The following is an 18215-nucleotide window of genomic DNA, read 5'->3' on the forward strand; positions in this document are numbered from 1 at the left end:
ACCCCGGACCCGCTGATTAAGAGTCAGCTGCTCTAACCAACTGAGCTAACGGCGCCTGCTGACTCGAAAATAATACCCGGTCTCGAGGGGTGCTGATGACACGCGCTTCCCCGGCCCGGTGAGAGGCCCGCCCGGCCCACCGGAGCCCCGCCCGCTACAGGGCCAGCGACAGCAGCACCGGTGCGGCGCTCCGGCTCAGCGTCTCGGCCGCGGCCCGCAGCCGGTGCGCGTCCTCGATCGGCAGGGACAGGGCGAGGCAGCCCGCCGAGGAGCCCGCCGTCAGCGGCACGGCCGCGCAGACGGTGCCCACCGCGTACTCCTGGAGGTCCAGCACCGGGACCGTGGCGGACTGGGCGTCGAGCTGGGAGAAGAGGATCTTCTCGTCGGTGATCGTCCGCGAGGTGAGCCGGGCCGTCCGGTGCCGGGAGATGTGGTCGCGGCGGCCGTCGTGGTCGAGCTGGGCCAGCAGGCACTTGCCGACCGCGCTGGCGTGCGCGGAGGAGCGGAAGTCCACCCATTCGTTGACCGCAGGGGTGAGCGGGCCGTCCGCCACCTGCTCGACGTTGACCTCGCCGTCCACATAGCGGCTGAGGTAGACCGCCGCGCCGAGGGAGTCGCGCAGCTGGGCCAGGACCAGCTGGAGCCGCTCCTCCAGGGCCCGGCGACGGGCCGCGCCGGAGCCGAGCAGCAGCAGCGAGGCGCCGATCACGTACGCGCCGCCGCTGATCTGCTCCACATACCCCTCGCGGCGCAGCGTGAGGAGCAGGGAGGCCAGGTGATCGGCGGGCAGCCCCGTCTCGCGGGCGATCCGGGTGTCGGTCACGCCGGCGCCGTGCTCGGAGATCGTCTCCAGCACGCGCAGGGCGTACGGCACCGAAGGGAACGGTGCGGTCGGCTCGGGCTTCAACGCCACGGTGTCCCCTAACCAGGTGGTGACCGCAAGCTTTCGGCCCACGATAGCCGCCGGAGCGCCCCTGCGGGGCGGCACTCGGCGAGTCGATGGGCGCGCCCCGGAGCTGTCATCTGGGGCGCACCCGCCTGGCATATGCCAGTGTCATGAGCAACGGAACAACCGCGAGGTCACAGCACCGCGTTGAGGAATTCGCGCGTGCGTTCGTGCGACGGGTCGGAGAAGATTTTCTCCGGCGATCCGGCCTCCACGACCCGGCCGGCGTCGAACATCAGCACCTTCTTCGAGACGTCGCGGGCGAAGTTCATCTCGTGGGTCACGCAGACCATGGTGATGTCGGTGTTCCTGGCGATGTCCCCCAGCAGCTCCAGTACGCCCGCCACCAGCTCGGGGTCGAGCGCGGAGGTCACCTCGTCCAGGAGCAGGATCTCCGGCTCCATCGCCAGGGCGCGGGCGATCGCGACCCGCTGCTGCTGGCCGCCGGAGAGCTGGGAGGGGTGGGCGTCGACCTTCGCGGAGAGCCCCACCAGGTCGAGCAGCTCCCGGGCGCGGGTCTCGGCCTCCTCGCGGCCCTTGCCCAGCACGCTGATGGGCGCCTCCGTGATGTTCTGGAGCACCTTCATGTTCGGGAAGAGATTGAACTGCTGGAAGACCATCCCGATCTTCTTCCGGGACTCGCGCAGCTGCTTCTCGCCCGCGGGCTTCAGCGAGCCGTCCGGGGCGCGCACGTGGGACAGCGGGGAGCCGTCCACCCAGATCACCCCGTCGCTGACCTTCTCGAGAGTCATCAGCAGCCGCAGGATCGTGGTCTTGCCCGAGCCGCTGGGCCCGATCAGGGTGACATGCTCGCCGCGGTCGACGGTGAAGTCCAGTTCGTCCAGCACCACGTGGTCGCCGTAGCGCTTCACCACCTTGTCGAACCGCACCAGCGGCTCGCCCGTGCTCCCGGCCGCCGCGACGGCGTCCTCGGGGGCCGGGGCCGCCGTCTTCTGCAGGGGGGAGGGGTCAGTGGCCAAGGCGCTTCTCCAGCTTTCTCATCAACAGCGACGTGGGGTAGCTCGCGACCAGGAAGACCAGGCCGGCGAGGGTGAATGCCTCCGTGTAGTACCCGAACTGCTCGGCCCCGTACTGCCGGGCCTCGAAGACCATCTCGTGCACCGTGATCACGGCGAGGAACGGGGTCTCCTTGAACATCGAGATCGCGTAGTTCCCGAGGGCCGGGAGCACGTTGCGCACCGCCTGCGGCAGGATCACGGCCAGCCAGGTCCGCCGGGGCGGCAGCGACAGGGCGCGGCACGCCTCCCACTGGCCCTTCGGCACGCCGTCGATACCCGCCCGGTAGACCTCGGAGGTGTACGCGGCGTAGTGCACGCCCAGCACGACGATCCCGATGACCAGCGGTTCGGTCGAGGTGAACAGGGCCGCGGCGCCGACCAGTTGGACGAGCAGCGGAGTGGAGCGGACGAACTCCATGACAAGCCGCACCGGCAGCGTCACCCAGGGACTGGGGGCCCGGCCGGCGACGGCGATGGCCAGTCCCAGGACGGCGGCCACCAGCGTGCCCAGCACGGTGGCGAGCAGCGTGACCCTGAAGCCTTCCAGGAGGAGGGGGAGGACCTCCCCCGCGGCGTTCCAGTCGAAGCCGTTCACGCGGCGCCTCCCGTGGCGGTGGTGGTCACGCTGCGACTCCTGAACAGGCTCTTGGCGCCGGTGCTGAGCCCCAGCCGCCGCTTGGCCGAGCGCTCCAGCAGGTTCATCAGCAGCGTCAGCGCGTAGGCGAGCGCGAAGTAGACCACCAGCAGGGTCAGATAGGCGGTGAGGGTGTCGCCCGTACGGTCGCGCAGCTGCTGGATCACGGTCATCAGGTCAGCGGCCGAGATCAGCCACAGCAGCGGGCTCGCCTTGAGCAGCTGGATCAGCAGGTTGGTGAAGGAGGGGATCATCTGCACCCAGGCCTGCGGCAGGATCACCTTCCACAGCCGCCTGGCCGGGCTCAGGTTGAGGGCGATCGCCGCCTCGTACTGCCCGCGCGGCACGGAGCTGATCGCGCCCCGCACCACTTCCGCGCCGTACGCGCCGAAGTTGAGCCCGAACGCGACCACTCCGCAGACCATCGGCGTGAGTTCGTACCCCGTCAGCTGCGGCATCGCGTAGTAGAGCCAGAAGAGCTGGATGTAGAGGGAGGTCCCCCGGAAGAACTCCACGACGACCCGGGAGGCCCCGCGGGCCGGCAGCAGCCGGCTGCCCGCCGCCAGGCCGAGCGCGAAGGCCAGGACCAGGGCCAGCAGAGCGCCCAGGACCGTGGCCTCCAGGGTCACCCACAGACCCGCCCTCACCTGGGGGAACTCGTCCACGAAGGTGGAGAAGAAGTCACTCATGCGTGCACGTCCGCCCCGTCAGCCCTTGCACAGTTCCGCGGTCCTGAGCGTGGCGGGCGGGATCTCCGTCTCCCCGAACCCGTACTCCCCGAGCAGCTGCACGTAGCGCGACCGGTCCGACACGATCTTCTTCAGCTCGCGGTTGAAGGAGTCCCGCAGGTCCTCGTTGCCCTTGCGGAACACCGCGCCGCCCGGAGAGAACTGCTTCTGGCCGTCCAGCGTCGGGACGAACGCCTCGGTGACCTCGGTCTCGGGGTTGGTCTTGGCCAGCCAGCGCAGCGAGATGCCGGTGAGCAGGAAGGCGTCGACCCGGCCGCCCTTGACGGCGTCGGCCCCGTCCTGCGGCTTCTGCAGGGTCTTGATCTTGCTCTCGGGTATGCCGGCGGCCTCGGCGTACGAGCCCTCGACCGCGCCCGACATCACGCCGATGGTGATCCCCGCCTCCTTGGCGGAGGCCAGGTCGGTGACCTTCTTCGGATTGCCCTTCTTCACCATCAGCGCGGTCGGCGAGATGAACTCCGGCTCGGAGAAGATCGCGTTGCCGCAGCGCTCCGGAGTGATGGCCATGCCCGCGCTGACCACGTCGTACTTCCCGGCCTGGAGACCGGGGATCAGCCCGTCCCAGGCGGAGAGGGTCGGCTTCAGCTCGTCGATCCCGAGCGCCTTGAAGATCTCCCGGTGCAGGGTGGGGGCCTCGCCCTTGAGCTCGTTGCCCTCCAGATAGCCGTACGGGGCCTCGTTCGCGTACGCGACCCGGACGAAGCCCTGCTCGCGGAGCTTGTCCAGGGCCCCCTCGCCGGTGGTGGAGTCGGAGTCGGCCTTGCTGCACGCGGTGAGCAGTCCGGGGACGACCAGGAGGCCGCCCACGGCCGCCGATCGGTTGAGGAAACCCCGGCGGGACAGGTTCGGGAATTCAGCCATGGTTCGTTATCTCCTGGAGGTCGAACAGTCCGGACAGGGTGAGCGCCTGCCCGTTCCCGTACGTCTAAGCGGGGGCCCGGGAGCATGTAACCGAACAGTGGCCGGAAGGAGACCTTCCCGTACTGCGATGCGTACGCAGGGTGAAGGAGTGTGTGCGGGGCGTATTCCCCGACTGTGGCTGGTTCCTGAGGGGACGTCAGGGGATATTCGCCTCGAACGGCACAAGGCGGCGGCCCGTCGGGTCAGGGCGCGGCGACCCCCTCGGGCAGGTCGCGGGACGGGACGTGGCCGAGCCGCTTGTCGACGACGTGCGGCAACGGACCGCCCTGGGCCCACTGTTCGTACATCGCCACGAACTGCTCGCCCAGCCGGTCGTGCCGGCCCACGGTGTTCCCGCTCCGGTGCGCCGAGACCAGCAGCCCCGGAACGTCCCACAACGGGCTTCGCCCGTCCAGCGGTTCGTCCTCGAACACGTCGAGCGCCGCCCCCGCGAGCCAGCGGCGGTCCAGCGCGTCCACGAGATCCGCCTCCACCACGGTCGCCCCGTGCCCGACGTTGACGAAGCGCGCCGAAGGCTGGAGCAGCCCGAAGAACCGCCGGTCGAACATGGAGCGCGTCGACTCCGTCAGCGGGACCGCCGCGATCACCCAGTCGGCCCGTGCCGCCAGCCGGTCCAGGTCCGCCACCCCGTGCAGGGTGCGCCGGGCGGTCCGCCCCACCAGGGCCACCGTGACGCCCAGACCGTGCAGCAGCCGGGTGATTTCGCGGCCGACCGGTCCCGCGCCCACGACCACCGCCCGCGATCCGGCGACCTCCTCCCCCTCGCGGGGCCGCCAGCGCCGCAGGCGCTGAAGCTCCAGCGTCCCGGGGAGGTCCTTGGCGAAGGCCAGCACCAGGCCCGCCGCGTACTCGGCGACCGGCCGCTCGCCAAGGCCCCGGGCGCGGGTGAGGACGGTGTCGGAGGCGATCAGCTCCGGGCAGAGCAGCCGGTCCACGCCCGTGCCCGCCGTGTGCACCCAGCGCGGACGCGCCCCGGGCCCCGGCCAGGCCTTCCGGACCGCGTCGGAGGCGGTGTCCCACACCAGCAGCACATCCGCGGCGGGCAGCTGCCCGGCGAGCGAGGAGGCGTCCGCGTACCGCACGTCCACCCGGCCGGTCAGCCGGCCCAGACGCGGGGACGGGTCGGCGTCCAGGACCAGCAGGACAGGATGCGGCATCGCAGGTCGGCCCTCCGCAGTGGCGCAGGTGTACGGGCCGCCCACGCTGGCAGCAGCCCCCGCCTTCGTCAATGACCCCGCCCGCTCGCCGCCGCGCGTCCGACGCCGCGGGCCCGCCGGGGGAATACTGGGAGCACATCGGGGGCACGAGTGGCCGGTCGCGCGGTCACGGCCTCACCCGGCGCGTCCGGGGGGCCGCCGCTCCCGCAGCGGGGCGGTACGGCGCGGCGGGCCGTCGACGCGAAGGAAGGGTGGACATGACGACCGTAGGACTTCTCTACCCGGGCCACGCACAGGACGACTTCCCACGGATCGAGATCCTCCTCGACACGGACGTCCGGCTGCCCCTGATCGCCCCCGCCCCCGGCGAGGACGCCCTGCCACCGGACGTGCTGCGCGAGCGGGGCGCGCCCGGCTCGATCGCCGAGGGCATCGAGGAGCTGCGCCTGGCGGGGGCGGAGGCGCTGCTCTGGGCGTCCACCGGCGAGAGCTTCGGATACGGCTGGGAGGGCGCCCACGAACAGGCCGCCGCGCTCGCCCGGGAGGCGGGCCTGCCCGCCTCCAGCACCTCGATCGGCTTCGCCCACGCCGTGGGGGAGCTGGGCGCCCGCCGCGTCGCGGTGGCCGCGCCCTACCCGGAGGAGGTCACCGGGTGCTTCGCGGAATTCCTGGCGTCCGCGGGCGTCGAGGTGGTGGCCGCCGCCTCTGTCGCCGCAGGCTCGTCGGCCGACGCCGGGGCCTGGGAGCCGGAGAGGGTGAAGCGGCTCGCCCTGGAGGCCGACAGCCCGGACGCGGACGCGGTGCTGGTCCCGGGGACGTCCGTGCACACGGCGGCGTACGTGCCCGAGCTGGAGGAGGCGCTGGGCAAACCGGTCCTCACGGCCAACCAGGTCACGGTGTGGGAGGGGCTGCGGCTCACCGACCGCCGGATCTGGGCCCCCGCGCTCGGCGCCCTGTTCGCCACGCGCGAGCCGGCGCCGGGGGTGCAGGAGCCCAAGGGCATCGAGGTGCGGGAGTAGCCCCCGGGCCTCTCGGCGGCCCGGACCTCTCCCCGGCTCGGCGGCGCCGGGGCCCCGCCCACCGGCCCGCTCAGCCGCCCCGGCGGCCGGCCCCGGAGCCACTGGCTGCTCCGGGGCGCGCCCCGGTCCCGGAGCCCGGACCTCCTCCAGGTCCGGGACAGGCCCCTTCCGGGTCAGGCCCTCTGCGGAACGAGACCGTGCCCGGAATAAGCGGAGTCCCCCTCCTGTTGCACTGCTCCGATACGGACGACCGCACGGCGTCGAGTGCTCCACGCGAGCGACGCGGCGTCGGCGACACGACAGCAGGATGGGGAGAGGCCGACACGTGGACGACATCCGAGGCGACGAGACCCGCAGCGAGGCGAGGAGCGGCGCGGCGAGCGAGGACGGAATCCGGGGCGCCGCAGCCGGAACGGCCCCCGTTCCGCTGTCCGTGCTCGACCTGGTCACCGTGGGGCAGGGCCGCACCGCGACGCAGGCCCTGCGCACCGGAGTGGACATCGCCAAGCTCACGGAGAGCCGTGGCTTCCACCGCTACTGGGTCGCCGAGCACCACTCCATGCCCGGGGTCGCCTCGTCGTCCCCGGCCGTGCTCCTCGCGCACATCGCCGCCCACACCGAGCGCATCCGGCTCGGCTCCGGCGGGGTGATGCTGCCCAACCACGCGCCGCTCGTGATCGCCGAGCAGTTCGGCACCCTGGAGGCGATGGCCCCGGGCCGTATCGACCTCGGCCTCGGCCGGGCCCCCGGCACCGACGGCGCGACCGCGGCCGCGCTGCGCCGCACGGACCGGCTCGACGAGGGGGCGGACGACTTCCCCCAGCAGCTGGCCGAACTGATCCGCTTCCTGGACGACGACTTCCCCGACGGGCACCCGTACGCCCGCATCCACGCCGTGCCCGGCCCGGTCCAGGCGACCGCCCCCGGTGGCGTCCAGTCCGCGCACCGCCCGCCCGTCTGGCTGCTGGGCTCCTCCGGCTTCAGCGCACGACTGGCCGGGACGCTCGGCCTGCCGTTCGCCTTCGCGCACCACTTCTCGCCGCAGAACACCGTCCCGGCCCTCGACCTGTACCGCGAGTCCTTCCGGCCGTCCGCCGTGCTGGACGCCCCGTACGCCCTGATCGGGGTCTCGGCGCTGGCCGCCGACGACGAGCGCGAGGCCCGCCGCCAGGTGCTGACCGGAGCCCTGTCCATGGTCCGGCTGCGCACCGGCCGCCCGGGGCTGATCCCGAGCCCGGAGGAGGCGGCGGCGTACGCCTTCAGCGCGATGGAGCGGGACTTCGTCGACGGGTGGCTCTCCAACGTGGTCCACGGCACCGCCGAAGAGGTCGTCAGCGGCCTCGACGCCCTGGCCGAGCGGACCGGGGCCGACGAGCTGATGATCACCGCCAACGCCCACGGCGGCGAGGCGCGGCTGCGCAGCTACGGGTTGATCGCGGACGCGTACGGGCTGCCCACCGTCTGAGACGGGCCGGCCGCCGGCGGCCCTCCGGCGGGCACCCCCCCGGGTCAGCCCTCCAGCGGCCGGGAGCCGATCAGCCCGGCGATCCGCTCCGGCGTCACGGCCCGCGAGTAGAGCCACCCCTGCCCGGTGTCGCAGCCGATCCGCCGCAGCCGCTCCGCCTGCCCGGCCGTCTCCACGCACTCCGCGGTGACGGTCAGGCCCAGGCGGTGCGCCAGCTGCACCATGGCCTCCACGATCGTCTCGTCGGCCGGGCTCGGATGCGTACCGTCCTCGTACCGGAAGCCCCGCACGAACGCCCCGTCCAGCTTCAGCACGGAGACGGGCAGCCTGCTGAGGTAGGCGAGGTTGGAGTAGCCGGTCCCGAAGTCGTCGATGGCGATCCGCACCCCCATGTCGCTCAACGCCTGGAGTGCCCGCAACGGGCGCCCCGCGGAGCCCATCACCGCGGACTCGGTCAGCTCCAGCTGGAGCAGGCCGGGGGCCAGCTGAGTCTCGGCGAGGATCTGAGCCACGTCGGCGACCAGATCGGAGTCCCACACCTGGCGCACGGCGACGTTGACGCTGATGAACAGCGGCGGCTCGCCCGGGTGGTCCAGCTGCCAGCGGCGCGCCTGCCGGCACGCGGTGCTCAGGACCCACCGGCCGAGCTGCACGATCGAGCCGTCCTCCTCCGCGATGCCGACGAACCGATTCGGCGACAGCACCCCGAACTGCGGGTGGTTCCAGCGCACCAGCGCCTCGACCCCGCGCAGCACGCCGTCCGCCATCCCGACCAGCGGCTGGTACTCCAGCGTGAACTCGCCGCGCTCCACGGCGGGCCGGAGCGTGGAGGAGAGGGACTGCCGGGTCATGCGGTGGGCGTTGCGCTCGGGGTCGAACACGGTCCAGCGCGCCTTGCCGTCCGCCTTCGCCCAGTACAGCGTGGTGTCGGCGGCCTGCATGAGGCCGGTGGGCGACGTGCCCGCCGTCGGCCGCTCCACCACCCCGATCGACGCGGACACCGAGAGCCGCTGCCCGGCCAGGTCGAACGGCTGCTGGAGAGCCGCGAGGACCGAGCGGGCCAGATCGGTGAGCTCCTGCGTCCCGGCCGAGTCCTCGACCAGGATCGCGAACTCGTCGCCGCCCAGGCGCGCCACCAGTCGGCTGCCGCCGGCGGCACGGGAGACGTCGTTCTCCGCGCAGTCGGTGAGCCGCGCGGCGACGGCGGCCAGCAGCCGGTCCCCGGTCCGGTGGCCCAGGGTGTCGTTGATCGCCTTGAAACCGTCCAGGTCCAGATAGCAGAGCCCGATCCGGCCGTGCTGCCGGGGCGGCATCGAGTCGTCCTGGTACGGCGGGGTCTCCAGGACCGAGGCGAGGCGTTCGAAGAAGAGCGTCCGGTTGGGCAGCCGGGTCACCGGGTCGTGCATCTGGAGGTGGCGCAGCCGCTCCTGGAGTTCGAGGCGGTCGCTGACGTCCGCGACCGTCAGGAGGACCCGGGCGGGCTCGGCCGCAGAGGCGCCGGTCATCGGTACGACGGTGACCTCCGCCCACAGGCAGCGCCCGTCGGGGTGCTTGACGCGGCGGGTGCAGCGGAACCGGGAGCGGCGGCCCTGGAGCACCTCGCGGTAGGCGAGCCAGGTGCGCTCGTCGCCGGCCAGGTCGAGCAGCTCGCACGCCTGCCGCTGCGGGAGGGCGCCCGCGGCGGCGCCCAGGAGCGCGCCGAGCGCCTCGTTGGCCCGCAGGATCTTTCCGCGGCCGTCGACGACGGCCATGGGGAGCGTGGCGGCGTTGAAGGCGGCGTGGTAGTCGCGCAGCTCGGCCGCGGCGCCGTCCGCGGAAGCCGCGGCGCCGTCCCGGGCCGCTCCCGCTCCGTCGCCGCCCGGTCCGTGGGCGACGACCGGGGGCCTGCCCCGGACGTCCTGCTCGCCGCCGTCCTCTGCGGGCCCGCCGGGGCGGGCGCCGGGGTGCTCGCCCCGGCTCCGGTCCCCGTCGCCGGAGGCCTCCGCATGACGCTCCGTGACCGGCGCGGCGGGCGTGCCGGAGGCCGTGCCTGCCGGGGCCCTCGGCCCTTCGGAGGTTCCGCTCACCGCTCGCTCCCGCTGTGAAGATTGTCGTGAACAGGTGGGGTCGGACAGGGCACCGGGTGGCGACCCCGTGAAGGGGCCCGTTCCACGCGGGAAAGCGTGGTGAAGCATAGAGGGTGCCGCGTCGGGCGTTCCAGCTCGTGGCCCGGTACGGGCCACCGCCGAGGAGGGCGGGAGAGCGGGACGAGGGATTCCGCTTTGCCCGGACCTGATCGTTTCTGTGCGGATCTGTTGTATCGAGGGGTCAAGCTGATCGATGGTGACGTTCCGTGAGGGTGTGAGGGAGGATTTCGGCCGCAACCCGAGTGGGGCAGCACAACAGGGCGTGTGGCCGTGAACCGGCACAGGGTGGACGGGATACCCCGTGTCTCCCCACCCGGAGGTCGATGTGCCGTGCCGTCGCGGACCCGGGGGAGCGAAACGGCCGACGCTGCGCAGTCTCGCGGCCGCCGCGACCTCCCTTCTGGCGCTCGCCGCCACGTCCCTCGTCGCGGGCCCCGCGGCGGCCGCCGCGGGGCGGGACGCCGCGCCGTGCGCCCTGCCGCGGACCGCCGCGCACCACTCGGTCGGTCTGGACACCTGGAACACGGCCTACCCGCGCCCCGATCGCGCCCTCGACGCCGTCATGATCTTCCTCTCCTTCCCGGACTCCGCGCCGAGGCTCACCCCCGAAGTGCTGTTCGCCGACCACTTCCCCGCCACCGCCGAGTTCTTCGAGCGCACCAGCTACGGCCGATTCACCCTGCGCCCCGAACCCCGGCCCGGGTGGACGCGGATGCCACGTGACTCGTTCTGGTACGCCATAGAGCGGGACTGGGACGCCGAGCGGCGCACCGCCTACCTCCGGGACGCCATCGCCGCCGCCGACCCGGAGGTCGACTTCTCCGCGTACGACATCGTCTACCTGGTCGCCGACCCGGACGCGCCCGGCGTCGACTCCGACGCCACCAAGGTCGTCAACTTCGAGCGGCCGCTGCGGGCGGACGGAGCGGACATCCGGCGGGTGGTGACGGTCTTCGAGAAGCACCCGCCGGACCGCAACGTCCTCGCCCACGAGACCGGGCACGTCTTCGACCTCGCCGACCTCTACCACCGGCCCACCGACGGCAAGGGCGACTGGGACACCCACGTCGGCGACTGGGACGTCATGGGCAGCCAGTTCGGGCTCGCCCCGGACCTCTTCGGCTGGCACAAGTGGAAGCTCGGCTGGCTCGGCGGCCGGCAGATCGTCTGCGTCCGGGGCTCGGCCGACCTCACCCTGGAACCGGTCGCCGCCGCCCCCGTCCCCGGCGCGTCGATGGGGACCCGGCTCGCCGTCGTCCGCACCGGCGTCGACAGCGCCCTGGCCGTCGAGGCCCGCAGCGCCACCGGGAACGACCTAAGCGCCTGCACCGAGGGCGTCCTGGTCTACCGCCTCCGCAGCCGGGCGGCCTCCGGCGGCGGCCCCGTCGAAGTGGTGGACGCCCACCCGGGCACCGGCGCCTGCTGGGACCGCTCCGTCTACCCGCCGCTCGCCGACGCCCCGCTCGGGGTCGGGGAGACCTTCACCGTCCGCGAGGACCGCACCCGCGTCGAGGTCGCCGACCGGACGCCCTCCGGCTCCTGGACCGTCCGGATCACCACCGGCGTCTGAGCGGCCCCACCGCCGTCCGCGCTGTGCCCGCACACGAAGAAGCCCCCCGCTCGCGCGAGGGGCTTCTTCCGTCGGTGCGCCGTCAGGGACTCGAACCCCGGACCCGCTGATTAAGAGTCAGCTGCTCTAACCAACTGAGCTAACGGCGCCTGCTGACGTCGTAGACACTAGCACCCTGATCCGGCCGAGGAAAAATCGACTGCGCGATGCCCGGGGAGGCCTCCGACCGGCTCACCCGCACGCACGCCCAGAGCAGCACGTCCGGGCCCGGCAGCCACGGGCTGCGGGTGTCGGGCGCGACCAGCCAGCGCGGCCCGCCCTCGGGAGGCTCGCAGGTCAGCGGCGGTACGGTCACGGCGTCCCCGGTGCCGTGGCAGAGCAGGGGCGGCACCGAGAGCCGCTGCCGGCCAGAGCCCGCCGGACCACCGGACCCCCACTCCTCCCAGGCGAGCAGCGAGGGCAGCCGCTGGGCGGTCCCGGGAGACGCGAAGAGCAGAATCCGGCCCCGGTGCGAGGCGACCGGGCCTGTGCCGGGGCCCTCGGCCCAGAGCTGCTCCAGCATCCGGCGCCCGAAGAGGGCGGGCACGTTGACGACGTCGAAAGAGGAACCGCAGGGCAGTACCCCCGGGGCCCCGGGGCGCTCCTGCCACTGGGCGAGCGTGCTGCGCGGGTAGGCCGTGGCCCCTGCCAGCCAGGCGGCGCCGGCGGCCGTGACCCGGGCGGCCTGCTGTCCGGTCTGGTCCCGCAGCAGGGCGAAGATGTCGACGCCGTGGTGCGCGGAGGCACCGGCCTGCAGGGTCGTTTCGTCTTTCAGCCATGCGCTCATACAGCAAGGTCTACCGGGAGTGACCAGAGAGATTCCGAGAGTTGCCGAAAAGCGGGACGCGGTGGCAGCGGAAGGAGTATCTTGCCCGCCGGAATATGCCACGGGCCCTGACCTCCGGCCTGATGCCGACCCTCGCCGTCGCGAAGGAGCCCCCTCGGGGGCGTGCGGCGTGCCCCGTCCGGAGCCCCGGGGCTTCCGCGCGGTGACGTACGGGCCTCGCGGCACGGTGGCGTACGGACGCGCCGTCGGGGCGGCCCGGCGGGTGGACGCGCCGCCGCTGAGACCCGGCGGGCGTACGCGCGGTCCGTGTCGCCGCAGGCTACCTCGGTGCCGGCGTCAGGCTCCGGGCACGTCCGCGTCCACGTCCAGCAGGGACCGGCCGAACTCGATCATCTTCTTCGCGTAGTCCTCGGTCCACTCCGCGCGCTCGGCCACGTCCGCCGCGCTCAGCCGGTCGAAGCGGCGCGGGTCGGCCAGCTGGGCCGCCGCCATCGCCTGGAACTCCACGGACCGGTCCGCCGCCGCCCGGAACGCCTGCGTCAGCTCGGTGGCACGGGCCAGCAGCTCGCGGGGGTCCTCCATCGACTCCAGGTCGAAGAAGTGCTCCGGATCGGCTGCGGCCTGAGACGGCTCGAAGAGCAGCGGCGCGGGACGCAGCCGCTGCCGCTCGTTCCGCTCGGACTGTGTCATGGGTGTTCCTTCCTCGGGCGACCGGACGGCCACCCTCCATTGTCCAGCCCCGCACAAGGGCGCCGGGGCGCGCGCCCGGTCAGGGGCGCCACCGCACCCGCCGTTCCGCGAGGTGGGCCAGCACCGCGTGGTTCGCCTCCCAGCCGTCGGGGAACTTCACCGTCACGCCGAGCTGGACCGGTTCCGTCGACGGGTGCTCGTCCAGCAGGTCCGCCACGCCCTCCCGGCACACCACGACGCAGGCATGCCGATGGCGCGAGGCCAGCACGCACAGGCGGCCGGTCTCCAGGTGGAACGCGGTCGCGTCGGGCCGGCCCGACAGCGGGTGCAGCACCACCGTGACGTCGAACTCGCGGCCCTGGAGGCGGTTCGCCGTGTCCACCGCCACCCCGGCGACGCCCAGCTCCGCGAGGGCCGCCCGCACCGCCGCCGCCTGGTCGCGATGGGCCGTGCCGACCGCCACCCGGTCCGCCGTCACCGGCACCGGCTCCTCGGCCCGCTCGCTCGTCGCCACACCGCCCCGGTCCAGCAGCCGCCGGACCACCAGCGCCACCGCCCGCACCGCCTCGGGGTCGGTGCGCGGGGTGTGCCGGGCGGGCAGCTCCAGCAGCCCCCAGCCGGACTCCGCCGCCTCGTCCAGCACCCGGTCCGGCCCCGACCCGTCCGACGCCACCCCGAAGGAGAGCTTCCGGTCCCCGTGGCCCGTGCCGCTGCGGAAGGGGGTGTACGGGTAGAACGCGCTCGACACCAGGGGCGCCGCCGACGCGGGCAGCCGCCAGGAGACCGGCAGACGGTGCTGCGGCAGCTCCGGATTGTGCGCCAGCAGCGTGGAGACGGCGCTCGCGGACGGGTCGTAGCTCAGCCCGGCCCACTGGTCCGCGCCCACGATCGAGAACGGGTCCAGCTGGCCCGGGTCCCCGACGAACAGCGCCCGCTCGAACAGCCCGGCCACGGCCAGCAACGCGTCGGAGCGCATCTGGTACGCCTCGTCGACGATCGCGTGCCCCCACGGCTCCACGTTCTTCACGTGCGCCCACTTCGCGGCCGTCGAGATCACCACGTCGAGACCGGCCAGATCCGCCGCCTTCGCCGACTTCACCACGTTGCCCAGAGTGTCCAGGGCCTTGTCGTACGGGTCGGAGTCGCTGCTGTGCAGCCGCCCCACCGGCAGCTCGGGCTCCTTCTCCGCCAGCCGCACCACCAGGTCGTCGACCTGCGCGTTGGTCTGCGCCACCACCATCAGCGGGCGGCCGGCGGCGGCCAGCTCCAGGGCCGCCCGGACCACCAGCGTCGACTTCCCCGCACCCGGCGGGGAGTCCACGACGATCCCCCGGGCGCTGCCGCGCAGGGTGTCGTCCAGGATCGCGCCGGTCGCACGCGCCGCCTCTGCGGCCGGGTCGGAGACGAGGGTCACAGCAGGTCCTCCGGGGTCACGGGGTCGGGGCGCTCCGGGCGGGCGGCCTCCGCGCCCGGCGGACCGCCGTGGGTCCACGGCGTCTCCTCCGGGTCCGGCAGCTTCGGGCCGCCGCGCTGATCGTGCTCGAACAGGGTCCAGGCGATCCGCTCGCCCGGCTCCGGCACGGAGCCGGGCGCCGGCTCCCTGCCCCGGCCCATCCGGTCCAGGACGCGCAGCACCAGCAGGACCGGCCCGTCCCCGGCCGGCTCGTCCTCGTACCGCACGAACTCCGCCGTCTGCGGCCTGCCGTCCAGCGAGCGGTACACCTTGGTCCGCTCGCCCAGGTGCGGGCGCTCGTCGGTGCGCACGGTGACCAGCGGGCGCGGGGAGGGGCGCTTGGACTCGGTGTACGTCATCTCCACACCGGTCACCCGGGCGAGGAAGGCCTCGCCCGCCAGCCGCCGGCCCGCCAGCACCAGCGGATCGTCCAGCGCCTCCTGGGCCTCCAGCTGCGCCTGGGCCGTCTCCCGGGACGCCAGCTTCTGCGCCGCCGTCACCGCGTCGTCGCGGCGCGGCTGCGGCGGCTCGCCCGCACGCACCCGGTCCCGGTGCCCCGTGAACGACCAGCGGTCCCGGGTCCAGCGGTCCTCGGCCCTGGCCCCCTCCGGCAGCTCCCGCAGCAGGTCGAGCCCCCGCCACACCGCGTCCCAGGTCGGCAGCATCACCTTCGCCAGCAGGGCGCGGATCTCCCGCTCAGCGCTGCTCAGCTCACCGAGTCGGGCGTCCGCGGCGAGTCCGTCCTCGGCCGCCGCGAGCGCCGTGCGCGCCCGGTCGTACCGCTCGATCGCGGGGGCCAGCAGCCGGTTGTCGAACGCCGGGTCGGTGGCCGGCCCGGCGGGCGGGCACAGCAACTGGCCGTCCGCGTCGCGGGACAGCTCCGCCCGCAGCGCCGCGTCCGCCCCCGACGAGTCGCCGGGAGGGTCGACCCAGGCGAGCAGCGCGCCCAGGTGCTGGTCCTCCAGACTGCTCTGCCCGGTCGCCCAGTGCCGGTTCAGCAGATCCGTGGCGGAGAGCAGCAGCGAGGACCCGGGCACCCGGGCCCGCTCCCCGTAGTGCGTCAGCCAGCGGCCCAGCAGCGGGACCCGCGCCGGCGCCGGATAGGGCGTGTCCGGGTCGTCCTCCGCGGTGCGCCTGAACCGCATGGACCGACCCAGCAGCCGGACGAACTCGACGCCCGAGCGGCTCGGCACGATCAGCTGGGGCGCGTCGGCGCACAGCTCGACCTCGACCTTGGTCCTCTTGCCGGTCGCCGGGTCCGTCTCGTTGCGCTCGGCGGGCTCGACGACGTCCGCGTGGGCCTCGATGTGCGGCAGGACCGCCTCCGCCAGCTCCGCCAGGAAGGCGAACCGCAGGTCCCGGTCGCGCGGCTGGGCCACCGCCAGGAGCCGGGGGGCCTCCCGGTCGGCCCCCACCAGCGCGCCGAGCGGGGCCCCGGCCTCGCCCGCGGTGGTCAGCGGCACCAGCACCAGCGGCCGGTCGGTGAGATGGCGGTGGCGGACCGTCGCCAGCGGCTGGGCGCGGCCGGAGTCGACCGCCTCCAGCCGGGCCAGGGTGGTGATCAGTGACATCCGGCCGCACCCTCCAGCGCCTCGGCCCGCAGCGTGGCCGCCCGGCGCAGCGCGGCGACGGTCGGGTCGGCGGGGTCGCCCTCCTTGCCCGCTGCGGCCGCCAGCACCCCGGCCACGGTGGTCAGTCCGCCCAGCTCACCGCGCAGGCTCCGGCCGAGCGCCTCCACGGCCCCCTCGGCCCTGGACCTCGTCCGGCAGTGGAAGGCCAGCTCGCAGGCGGCCAGGCACTCCGGGGCGTAGGCCGCGGCCACCGACTCGACGGCGGCCTCCAGCTCCCCGGGCGAGGACGAGGGGTCGAACGTGGTGTCCTCCGGCAGGGCCGCCGCGATGTCCTCGACGCGGGTCAGCCGTGTCAGCTGACGGCGGGTGACGGCACGCTGCTTGCGCACGTCGACGACGGAGGCGGTCGGCAGGTTGGAGAAGTCCTTGGGGCAGACCAGCAGCACCCGGTGGCCGACCTCCGCGCCCTCGGTCACCGCCGCGACCCGCTCCAGCGCCAGCACGTACACCGCGGACTGCCGGGCCGCCGCGCCGACCTTCGCCGCGTCGGCGGACGCGTCGATCATCGGGAACGACTTGATCTCGACGACCGTCCAGCGGCCGTCGGGGTGGACCACCACCGCGTCCGGCTCCAGATAGGCGGGAGAGCCCGCCACCTCCAGGGCGAGCATCGGGTGGTCCAGCAGCGTCCAGCCGCCCGCCGCCGTCGCCTCCCGCAGCGCCAGCGCGGTGCGCGCCGCCCGGCCCTCGGGGCCGGCGGCGCTCAGATCGGGCGCGGCCACGTCTCCCGCGGGGGCCGGGGCGCCGTCGCCGACGCGCTCGTACAGCAGGCGCAGCAGCTCGGCGCCGCCGTCGGCCTTGACCTTCGCCTCGAACGCGTTGCCGCGCATGAAGGCGAACTGCGACTGCCCGAAGGGGGCGGGGGAGCCGAGCGCGGTGGCGAGCACCCCCTTGTCCACCCCCGCCCCGTCGAGCAGGGCGCGCCGCTTGCAGCCGGGATTGGCGGCGAGGGCGGCCAGCGCGCGGGCGTCGAGCGGGCGCGGGGCGACGGAGGGGCCGCGCAGCTCAGCGAGCCGCTGCCGGAGCGTCGTCGCTCGCGGCGCGTCCGGCCGCCGGGTCGCCGACCGCCGTGCCGGGGGAATCTGCGGAGGAGGTCCGCTGGCCGGGGAATCGCTCACCCGCCGAAGTCTCGCACCCGGCACTGACATTCGGGGAAACGGCCGCCCGGCCCCCCGGGGCGGCGGGGCCGCGGCCGCCGGGGACCCGGCGCTGCGCCGGCCCGGCGGTCCGGGCCCGTCCCCAGGCCTTGCACCGGTCGGCCAGTCGCATGACGGGCCTGGTCAGCAGGGCTCCGAGGCCCATCACCGCGGCGCCCGCGACGGCGTCCAGGAAGTAGTGGTTGGCGGTGCCCATCACGACGACCGCGGTGATCAGCGGGTAGGCGATGCCCGCCGCCCGTACGAGCGGATGACGGCCGTGCCGCCACAGGAGGACGCCGCACCAGATCGACCAGCCCACGTGCAGGCTCGGCATCGCCGCGTACTGGTTGGTCATCCCGCTCAGCCCGCGCGGCGCGCTCGCGCCCGCGCCCCACCAGCCGTAGGCGCTGTACTGCGCCATCGTGTCGACGAACCCGTGGCTCGCCTCCAGCAGCCGGGGCGGGCAGGTCGGCATCAGGGTGAAGCCGACCAGCCCCAGCAGCGTCGCGTTCATCAGCCAGACCCGGGCCGCCCGGTAGAGGGCCGACCTGCGCCGGAACATCCAGACGAGGACCGCGGGGGTGACCACGTAGTGCAGGGAGGCGTACGCGAAGTCGGCGGGTATCCCGATCGACGGGGTGGAGGTGAAGAGACGGTTCAGCGGACGCTCGAGGTCGAGGTGCAGCGCCTGCTCCAGCCGCAGGATGGCCAGACCGTGGTCGACCGCCGTCGCCACATCGCCGCGCACCAGGAGCCGGCCCGCCGAATACAGGGCGTACACCACCGCGATGAGCGGCAGCTCCGTCCACCAGCGGGGCCGATGACCGGCCGCGGGCGGCGCGATGGCGTGCGGCATCCGGTAGCTCTCCC

General features: G+C 73.9%; 16 protein-coding genes and 2 tRNA genes (1 of these 18 cut by a window edge). 3 read left to right on the top strand and 15 right to left on the bottom strand.

Annotated features, from left to right (window positions below; all coding sequences use genetic code 11):
- From V9U70_RS30035 to V9U70_RS30065, 7 genes are all read right to left on the bottom strand, one after another.
- A tRNA-Lys gene (locus V9U70_RS30035) sits at positions 1–56 on the bottom strand; it reaches 143 nt to the left of the window's first position.
- Positions 57–154: 98 nt separating this feature from the next.
- Complete coding sequence (locus V9U70_RS30040; RefSeq protein ID WP_336680328.1) at positions 155–913, bottom strand: IclR family transcriptional regulator; 759 nt, start codon at positions 911–913, stop codon at positions 155–157.
- 167 nt (positions 914–1080) lie between these two features.
- Positions 1081–1926, bottom strand: coding sequence for an ectoine/hydroxyectoine ABC transporter ATP-binding protein EhuA (gene ehuA, locus V9U70_RS30045; RefSeq protein WP_336680329.1), 846 nt, complete (start codon positions 1924–1926; stop codon positions 1081–1083).
- Positions 1916–2560: an ectoine/hydroxyectoine ABC transporter permease subunit EhuD gene (gene ehuD, locus V9U70_RS30050; protein WP_336680330.1), complete on the bottom strand. Its 645-nt coding sequence runs from the start codon at positions 2558–2560 to the stop codon at positions 1916–1918. Before ehuD ends, ehuA begins: the two co-directional genes overlap by 11 nt.
- Positions 2557–3288, bottom strand: a complete 732-nt coding sequence (ehuC, locus tag V9U70_RS30055) for an ectoine/hydroxyectoine ABC transporter permease subunit EhuC (RefSeq protein ID WP_336680331.1) — start codon at positions 3286–3288, stop codon at positions 2557–2559. The genes ehuD and ehuC overlap by 4 nt, the downstream gene beginning before the upstream one ends.
- Before the next feature lie 18 nt (positions 3289–3306).
- Positions 3307–4209, bottom strand: a complete 903-nt coding sequence (gene ehuB, locus V9U70_RS30060) for an ectoine/hydroxyectoine ABC transporter substrate-binding protein EhuB (protein ID WP_336680332.1) — start codon at positions 4207–4209, stop codon at positions 3307–3309.
- Positions 4210–4451: 242 nt separating this feature from the next.
- Complete coding sequence (locus V9U70_RS30065; protein ID WP_336680333.1) at positions 4452–5426, bottom strand: D-2-hydroxyacid dehydrogenase; 975 nt, start codon at positions 5424–5426, stop codon at positions 4452–4454.
- Between the two features lie 257 nt (positions 5427–5683).
- Between V9U70_RS30065 and V9U70_RS30070 the strand changes: the two genes are divergently transcribed.
- Together V9U70_RS30070 and V9U70_RS30075 are read left to right on the top strand one after the other, a co-directional pair.
- Positions 5684–6445 carry a maleate cis-trans isomerase family protein gene (locus tag V9U70_RS30070; RefSeq protein ID WP_336680334.1) on the top strand — a complete coding sequence of 254 codons (762 nt, stop codon included), beginning with the start codon at positions 5684–5686 and terminating at the stop codon, positions 6443–6445.
- Between the two features lie 325 nt (positions 6446–6770).
- A complete protein-coding gene (locus tag V9U70_RS30075) occupies positions 6771–7910 on the top strand; it encodes an LLM class flavin-dependent oxidoreductase (protein ID WP_336680335.1) in 1140 nt (379 codons plus the stop codon).
- A 44-nt stretch (positions 7911–7954) separates the two neighbouring features.
- Here V9U70_RS30075 and V9U70_RS30080 read toward each other — a convergent pair whose 3' ends face one another.
- Positions 7955–9976, bottom strand: a complete 2022-nt coding sequence (locus tag V9U70_RS30080) for a putative bifunctional diguanylate cyclase/phosphodiesterase (protein WP_419724053.1) — start codon at positions 9974–9976, stop codon at positions 7955–7957.
- A 385-nt stretch (positions 9977–10361) separates the two neighbouring features.
- On the opposite strand from V9U70_RS30080, the gene V9U70_RS30085 reads away from it, so the two are divergent.
- Positions 10362–11606 carry a M6 family metalloprotease domain-containing protein gene (locus tag V9U70_RS30085; RefSeq protein WP_336680416.1) on the top strand — a complete coding sequence of 415 codons (1245 nt, stop codon included), beginning with the start codon at positions 10362–10364 and terminating at the stop codon, positions 11604–11606.
- A 75-nt stretch (positions 11607–11681) separates the two neighbouring features.
- On the opposite strand, the gene V9U70_RS30090 is transcribed toward V9U70_RS30085, so the two are convergent.
- The 7 genes from V9U70_RS30090 to V9U70_RS30120 all read right to left on the bottom strand — a co-directional run bounded on the left by V9U70_RS30090 (position 11682) and on the right by V9U70_RS30120 (position 18201).
- Positions 11682–11755: transfer RNA gene (locus V9U70_RS30090), tRNA-Lys, on the bottom strand.
- Positions 11746–12432, bottom strand: a complete 687-nt coding sequence (locus V9U70_RS30095) for a bifunctional DNA primase/polymerase (protein ID WP_336680336.1) — start codon at positions 12430–12432, stop codon at positions 11746–11748. Before V9U70_RS30095 ends, V9U70_RS30090 begins: the two co-directional genes overlap by 10 nt.
- A gap of 336 nt (positions 12433–12768) precedes the next feature.
- A complete protein-coding gene (locus V9U70_RS30100; protein WP_336680337.1) occupies positions 12769–13122 on the bottom strand; it encodes a hypothetical protein in 354 nt (117 codons plus the stop codon).
- A 79-nt stretch (positions 13123–13201) separates the two neighbouring features.
- Entirely contained in the window at positions 13202–14536 is a 1335-nt protein-coding gene (locus tag V9U70_RS30105; protein WP_336680338.1) for an AAA domain-containing protein, read from the bottom strand.
- Positions 14533–16146 (bottom strand): hypothetical protein, encoded by a 1614-nt coding sequence (locus V9U70_RS30110; RefSeq protein WP_336680339.1) that lies wholly within the window; start codon positions 16144–16146, stop codon positions 14533–14535. The genes V9U70_RS30105 and V9U70_RS30110 overlap by 4 nt, the downstream gene beginning before the upstream one ends.
- Positions 16137–17324: a hypothetical protein gene (locus tag V9U70_RS30115; protein WP_336680340.1), complete on the bottom strand. Its 1188-nt coding sequence runs from the start codon at positions 17322–17324 to the stop codon at positions 16137–16139. The genes V9U70_RS30110 and V9U70_RS30115 overlap by 10 nt, the downstream gene beginning before the upstream one ends.
- The gene (locus tag V9U70_RS30120) at positions 17212–18201 is read right to left on the bottom strand and encodes a phosphatase PAP2 family protein (RefSeq protein WP_336680341.1); all 990 of its coding nucleotides are present in this window, start codon (positions 18199–18201) and stop codon (positions 17212–17214) included. Before V9U70_RS30120 ends, V9U70_RS30115 begins: the two co-directional genes overlap by 113 nt.
- Positions 18202–18215 lie beyond the last annotated feature (14 nt).

Source organism: Streptomyces pratensis (assembly GCF_037137275.1).
Classification (GTDB): domain Bacteria; phylum Actinomycetota; class Actinomycetes; order Streptomycetales; family Streptomycetaceae; genus Streptomyces; species Streptomyces pratensis_B.

Coding starts and splice junctions, on each gene's coding strand:
- V9U70_RS30070 (WP_336680334.1), top strand. CDS start 5,684: ATGACGACCGTAGGACTTCTCTACCCGGGCCACGCACAGGACGACTTC.
- ehuC (WP_336680331.1), bottom strand. CDS start 3,288: ATGAGTGACTTCTTCTCCACCTTCGTGGACGAGTTCCCCCAGGTGAGG.
- ehuB (WP_336680332.1), bottom strand. CDS start 4,209: ATGGCTGAATTCCCGAACCTGTCCCGCCGGGGTTTCCTCAACCGATCG.
- V9U70_RS30065 (WP_336680333.1), bottom strand. CDS start 5,426: ATGCCGCATCCTGTCCTGCTGGTCCTGGACGCCGACCCGTCCCCGCGT.
- V9U70_RS30120 (WP_336680341.1), bottom strand. CDS start 18,201: ATGCCGCACGCCATCGCGCCGCCCGCGGCCGGTCATCGGCCCCGCTGG.
- V9U70_RS30110 (WP_336680339.1), bottom strand. CDS start 16,146: ATGTCACTGATCACCACCCTGGCCCGGCTGGAGGCGGTCGACTCCGGC.
- V9U70_RS30100 (WP_336680337.1), bottom strand. CDS start 13,122: ATGACACAGTCCGAGCGGAACGAGCGGCAGCGGCTGCGTCCCGCGCCG.
- V9U70_RS30095 (WP_336680336.1), bottom strand. CDS start 12,432: ATGAGCGCATGGCTGAAAGACGAAACGACCCTGCAGGCCGGTGCCTCC.